Source organism: Peptoniphilus senegalensis JC140, assembly GCF_000321025.1.
Classification (GTDB): Bacteria; Bacillota; Clostridia; order Tissierellales; family Peptoniphilaceae; genus Peptoniphilus_A; species Peptoniphilus_A senegalensis.
On sequence record NZ_CAEL01000050.1, the window covers coordinates 1 to 348 of the forward strand.

The window sequence follows — 348 nt, forward strand, 5'->3', positions numbered from 1 at the left end:
GGGGGTATAGCTCAGTTGGGAGAGCGCCTGCCTTGCAAGCAGGAGGTCAGGAGTTCGAATCTCCTTATCTCCACCATACCGACATGCAATTAGCGTGAAGGTTGAAAACTTCTTTGAAAAAAGAAGAGAACCATAACAACTTAAAAACTAATCAAAATTTCTTAAACAAAACAATAAACTGGAAATAAACAGAAATGTTTATTAACAAAGGTCAAGTTAAAAAGAGCACTAGGAGAATGCCTAGGCACCAAGAGGCGAAGAAGGACGTGACAAGCTGCGAAAAGCTACGGTAAGGAGCAAATATCCAAAGACCCGTAGATATCCGAATGGGGAAACCCACCTCGAAGA

Annotated in this window: 1 tRNA gene and 1 rRNA gene; both read left to right on the plus strand. The window is 42.0% G+C overall.

Going from position 1 to position 348, the window contains the following annotated elements:
- Positions 1-76 (plus strand) — tRNA-Ala (locus PTSHG_RS00075).
- Positions 77-209: 133 nt separating this feature from the next.
- Positions 210-348 (plus strand): 23S ribosomal RNA (locus PTSHG_RS00080); the annotation flags it as partial.